The sequence below is a fragment of the Secundilactobacillus hailunensis genome, assembly GCF_005405185.1.
Lineage (GTDB): Bacteria > Bacillota > Bacilli > Lactobacillales > Lactobacillaceae > Secundilactobacillus > Secundilactobacillus hailunensis.
In genome coordinates this window covers 1-4,211 of record NZ_BJDO01000084.1, presented here as the reverse complement: position 1 = coordinate 4,211, position 4,211 = coordinate 1, and the positions used below count along the sequence as shown (strand labels likewise).

The 4,211-nt window shown below is 45.0% G+C and carries 4 protein-coding genes and 1 tRNA gene; 2 read left to right on the top strand and 3 right to left on the bottom strand.

Features of this window, described 5'->3' with window-relative positions:
• Nucleotides 1-343: 343 nt before the first annotated feature.
• The 3 genes from FFM73_RS12100 to thrC form a co-directional block, all read right to left on the bottom strand.
• The gene (locus FFM73_RS12100; protein WP_137631909.1) at nt 344-985 is read right to left on the bottom strand and encodes an NAD(P)H-hydrate epimerase; all 642 of its coding nucleotides are present in this window, start codon (nt 983-985) and stop codon (nt 344-346) included.
• A 161-nt stretch (nt 986-1,146) separates the two neighbouring features.
• The gene (locus tag FFM73_RS12095) at nt 1,147-1,641 is read right to left on the bottom strand and encodes a MarR family winged helix-turn-helix transcriptional regulator (protein ID WP_137631908.1); all 495 of its coding nucleotides are present in this window, start codon (nt 1,639-1,641) and stop codon (nt 1,147-1,149) included.
• A 74-nt stretch (nt 1,642-1,715) separates the two neighbouring features.
• Nucleotides 1,716-3,212 carry a threonine synthase gene (gene thrC, locus FFM73_RS12090; RefSeq protein WP_137631907.1) on the bottom strand — a complete coding sequence of 499 codons (1,497 nt, stop codon included), beginning with the start codon at nt 3,210-3,212 and terminating at the stop codon, nt 1,716-1,718.
• Nucleotides 3,213-3,464: 252 nt separating this feature from the next.
• Between thrC and FFM73_RS12085 the strand changes: the two genes are divergently transcribed.
• Nucleotides 3,465-3,791 (top strand): hypothetical protein, encoded by a 327-nt coding sequence (locus FFM73_RS12085; RefSeq protein ID WP_137631906.1) that lies wholly within the window; start codon nt 3,465-3,467, stop codon nt 3,789-3,791.
• A 43-nt stretch (nt 3,792-3,834) separates the two neighbouring features.
• Nucleotides 3,835-3,906: transfer RNA gene (locus FFM73_RS12080), tRNA-Arg, on the top strand.
• The last annotated feature ends 305 nt before the right edge of the window (nt 3,907-4,211 follow it).

Below are 4,211 nucleotides of genomic sequence, written 5' to 3'. Positions count from 1 at the left end.
AACCAAGAAAACATGTTTATCCGAATCTTCCAAATCGCTGCTTAGTCCCTATTGCGAATGCCCCTAGAACAAAGGGTTATTTAGTGTACCCAAAATCCATTTAAAGGGTACAAAGTCCCGATATTTCCGATCTCGACCACTCAAATCCCGTAAGCAACAAAGAGCTTCCTCCGAAGAGAAAGCTCTAAATATAATCAAGTCGTTAATCAACACCGTTTGACAAAGACCCACATTTACGCGGAAGCTATCAAGGCGATTGCGGGTGAATAGTAACGATTTTGAGTAAATGAAAAGGGCTTAGAGCTGGAATATTAACCAGTTCTAAGTCCTTTAGCGATTTTAATTAACCTTCATAATGATCATCGAGGTAAACACCAATGTCTTCCACAAACAACTCACCGGTATACTGCTTACCTTGAGCGGTCACAAAGCCGTTCTTGGCGTAGGCAAACGTACTGGTAGCGGTGGCTTTTACCGTGGCACCCTGTGGTTCGCCGGTATCTGCATTTAAGCCGGAAGGGACATCCACACTGAAGACCTTAGCGGATGAAGCGTTGATGGCATTGACCCAGTCAGCAAATTTACCGCCGACTGGCCGATCCAAACCAACACCGAAGATTGCATCAACAATTGTGGTATAACCGGCTAAATTAGTGCTTGCTGGAATTACCGGGATCTGATAGTAATGCAGGCTCTTGAGCTGCTGTGCGGTTTCAGTAGAAGTGCGATCTTCTGACCCCGTCAGCATTACCGTAACCTTGATATCACGGACGTGCAGCATCCGTGCGATTGCCAACCCGTCACCGCCATTGTTACCGGTGCCGGCAAAGACTAAAACGTTGGTGAGATCAAAATCGCCATTTAATAACCGGCCAGTTGCGCCTAATGCTGCCCGTTCCATTAATACTAATGAAGGAATGCCAACTTCTTTGATCGTGTGTGAATCACCCTGACGTGCCTGAGCGATACTTACTGTTCGTGTCATATTCAACCACTCTCCTTACTAAATTTATTCAAATATAGCGTAGTCGTTTGTGGGTGAAAATACCAGTTGGAACTGATCTGCCAGTGCCCACCAGTATTAAAAAAGCCGTTAACGCATATCCGTTAGCGGCTTTTTTAATTATAATCGTTGAAAAGTGATGTTTACTTCTTCATTTCTGAATCAGTACGGTCAGTTCCCAGCGCTGTTTGGTGTCGATCAGACAGAACTACCTTTGAAATATCAAACAGTTCACGTCCGAGATTGTTGATATCGATATCTTTTAAATCCGGTTCAATGGAGTCCCACCATGCGTTGACTTTCGATAAGCCGTAATCCAGTAATTTTTCACCATCTTCAGTCAGCGTTAGTTCTTTAACACGCTTGTCTGTGGCGGCTGCTTCCTTATGAATGAGGCCTAGCGCAGCTAAGTGTTTGACCATGCGAGTCATCAGACCTTCATCAACAGCTAACGTGGTGGATGCTCGGCGCTGGCTGATTGGCTGACTCTCGAGGATGAGAATCATCAGATACATTTCCGTAATGTTGACGGGCAGTTTATCCTTGATCAGCAGTTGGTTCATATCACGTTGAAGCTGACGATGAAGAATGGCGTTATAGGTTGAGACGGTTAAATAATCCTTCTTGATTTCTGCCACTAACTTTCACCTCGGTTACTTAAACATTTGACTATTAAAGTATAACTGTATTTATATAATTTGAATAGCTTTACCTAGTCAATTTTCAGAATTTTTGTGATCGCAGCCTGCATTTCGTCGGGCTGCACGGTGGTATTGTGGCGCACCTTTGCTTGGAAGAGGGTTTCAATTGCTTTTGGTAAGGGAACCTGGATGTGATCTTGCAGCTGTTTAACAGCGTCTAGGCCGTCTGTTTCAACCGTGTGGCCCTCAATGGCGCTGAGAACGGCATTCGGAAATTTATACGGACTAGCCGTTGAGACGATAATCATGGGATGATCATCATTGGCTGCCTGCCGATATTGATCAGCCACGGCTTTAGCCACCGCCGTATGGGGATCGATGGCAAAGTCAGATTTGTTGAAAACAGTCGCAATGGCTTGACGATCTTCATCGCCGCTAGCGAAGCCTGCCGAAAAGGTCATTTGCAATTTTTTCAGCACGGCCGGCTTGATCTGGTAGTGGCCCGTTTTTTCCAATTCATGCATATAAGCTGTGGTTTGGTCGGCGTCTTCACCAGTTGCGAGGAAGATCAGGCGTTCCAGATTGCTGGAGACTAGGATATCCATTGACGGCGAAGTTGTAGTAAAGAACGGCCGGATGCGGTCGTAATAGCCGGTCTGGAAGAAATCAGTCAAAACGTTATTTTGATTTGACGCGCAGATCAACCGGTTGACCGGTAAGCCTAACTGCTTGGCGTAGTAACCGGCTAAAATGTCGCCGAAATTACCGGTTGGCACGCTAAAGTTAACCGTGTCGCCGTTTTTGACAGCGCCCTGTTTAACCAGCTGACCATAGGCGTAGAAGTAATAGGCTACTTGCGGCACTAACCGGCCAATGTTGATCGAGTTAGCGGAAGAAAATTGAAAGCCGTGGGTGGCGAGCTGTGTTTTGAAATCAGCATCGTTGAAGATTTCTTTCACGTTAGTCTGAGCTTGGTCAAAATTCCCGTTAATGGCCACCACGTAAGTATTTTCACCAACTTGGGTGATCATCTGCTGTTTTTGAATTGCGCTAACCCCTTGGCTGGGATAGAAGACGATAATCTTCGTTCCGGGAACGTCAGCGAAACCGGCCATAGCGGCCTTACCAGTGTCGCCAGAAGTGGCTGTTAAGATCACGATTTCCTTTTTAAAATGGTTCTTCTTAGCTGCTGTGGTCATCAGATGCGGCAAAATGGATAGTGCCAGGTCTTTAAAGGCAATCGTAGCGCCATGAAACAGTTCCAGATAGTAGTCGTCACCATGGTGGCTGACTGGTGCGATCAGTGGATCGTCGAATTTGTCATCGTAGGCCGCCTTGACGCAAGCGCTGATTTCAGCGTCGGTGAAGTCGGTCAGAAAGGCTTTGAGGACCTTTGTGGCAACTGTCTGGTAGGTCATGGTGGAGAGCTGCTTAAGATCTAAATCGAATTGAGGCGTTTCAGTCGGTACATAGAGGCCGCCGTCTGGACTTAAGCCTTGTAAAATTGCTGCGGATGCAGTCAATGCATCGGCTGCATCGCCACGTGTACTGCGGTATAAGAGTGTCATAATATCCTCCTTATTGGTATACAAAATCAGGTCTCTTTAGTCACTAGTTTACCTGATTTGATGAGAAAATACAGAGAATATTTTAATTTGTTATTCATTTTTTGAACCTTAAAACGAGTCAATATTGGTCTAAAATCTCGGGTGGCACAGGGATATTTGAGAAGTCAAATTTATTCAGGAAAATTTAACGCGAGTTTTGTTAAGTATCATGCTAAAATAGCTTGGAGAGTATAATGAAAAGAGGACTTAATCATGGAAATTGACGTACCAGAAACGATGGACGAAGTTAAAAAAGAAGTTGCCCGTCGCCAAGCAAACGGTGAAACAGCAACCGAAGCTGATGTGATCAAAAAAACAGTGCTGGCCTCATTTCAGGCTTATCTCGAGTTCGCTGAGGAAGGCCACTATGATTCAGCCCAGTGGCAAGGCGACAACCTGGAAGTTACCGATATCATGAAAAAGCCGATCCAAACGGTCAAACCGCAGACTGACTCCTTCGTTAATGATTTCAAAGCCAGCAACGATGCGTTATTTTTGTACCTCCAAGAAGCAGCCGCAAAGATTGCAGGAATGCGTTAATGCTTGAAATCTCCTGTCAACACCGCTATCATAGTTGTGTTGGGCGCCCTTAGTGTAATGGATAGCACATGAGATTTCGGTCCTCATGATCCGAGTTCGACTCTCGGGGGGCGCATCATAGTGTTAATCGAATAGTACGGTTGAGTAGAATGCTGATGTTTGGGCGTTCTGCTTTTTTGTTTGGTGCCAGAATTGGTGACTCTTTGAATCGTTTTCGGTAAATCTTCGGTAAATTTTTAATCTGCTATTACGGGCGATTACAGTTTCGTTAAAGACGTTAGATTTAGTCGAACAGTTACCCGAATTTGAGTTAGCTGAATAACGTGTAGTGCTAGTTTTGTAACATTTGTCGAGTAGCCCATTGATTAAAGCAAATTATATGCAAAAACCCCGCATTTGCGGTAGCTTCTAAGGTGACTA

What these genes read in the sequence shown, in the direction of transcription:
- FFM73_RS12100 (WP_137631909.1), bottom strand. Translation starts at nt 985, where the DNA reads ATGACACGAACAGTAAGTATCGCTCAGGCACGTCAGGGTGATTCACAC.
- thrC (WP_137631907.1), bottom strand. Translation starts at nt 3,212, where the DNA reads ATGACACTCTTATACCGCAGTACACGTGGCGATGCAGCCGATGCATTG.
- FFM73_RS12085 (WP_137631906.1), top strand. Translation starts at nt 3,465, where the DNA reads ATGGAAATTGACGTACCAGAAACGATGGACGAAGTTAAAAAAGAAGTT.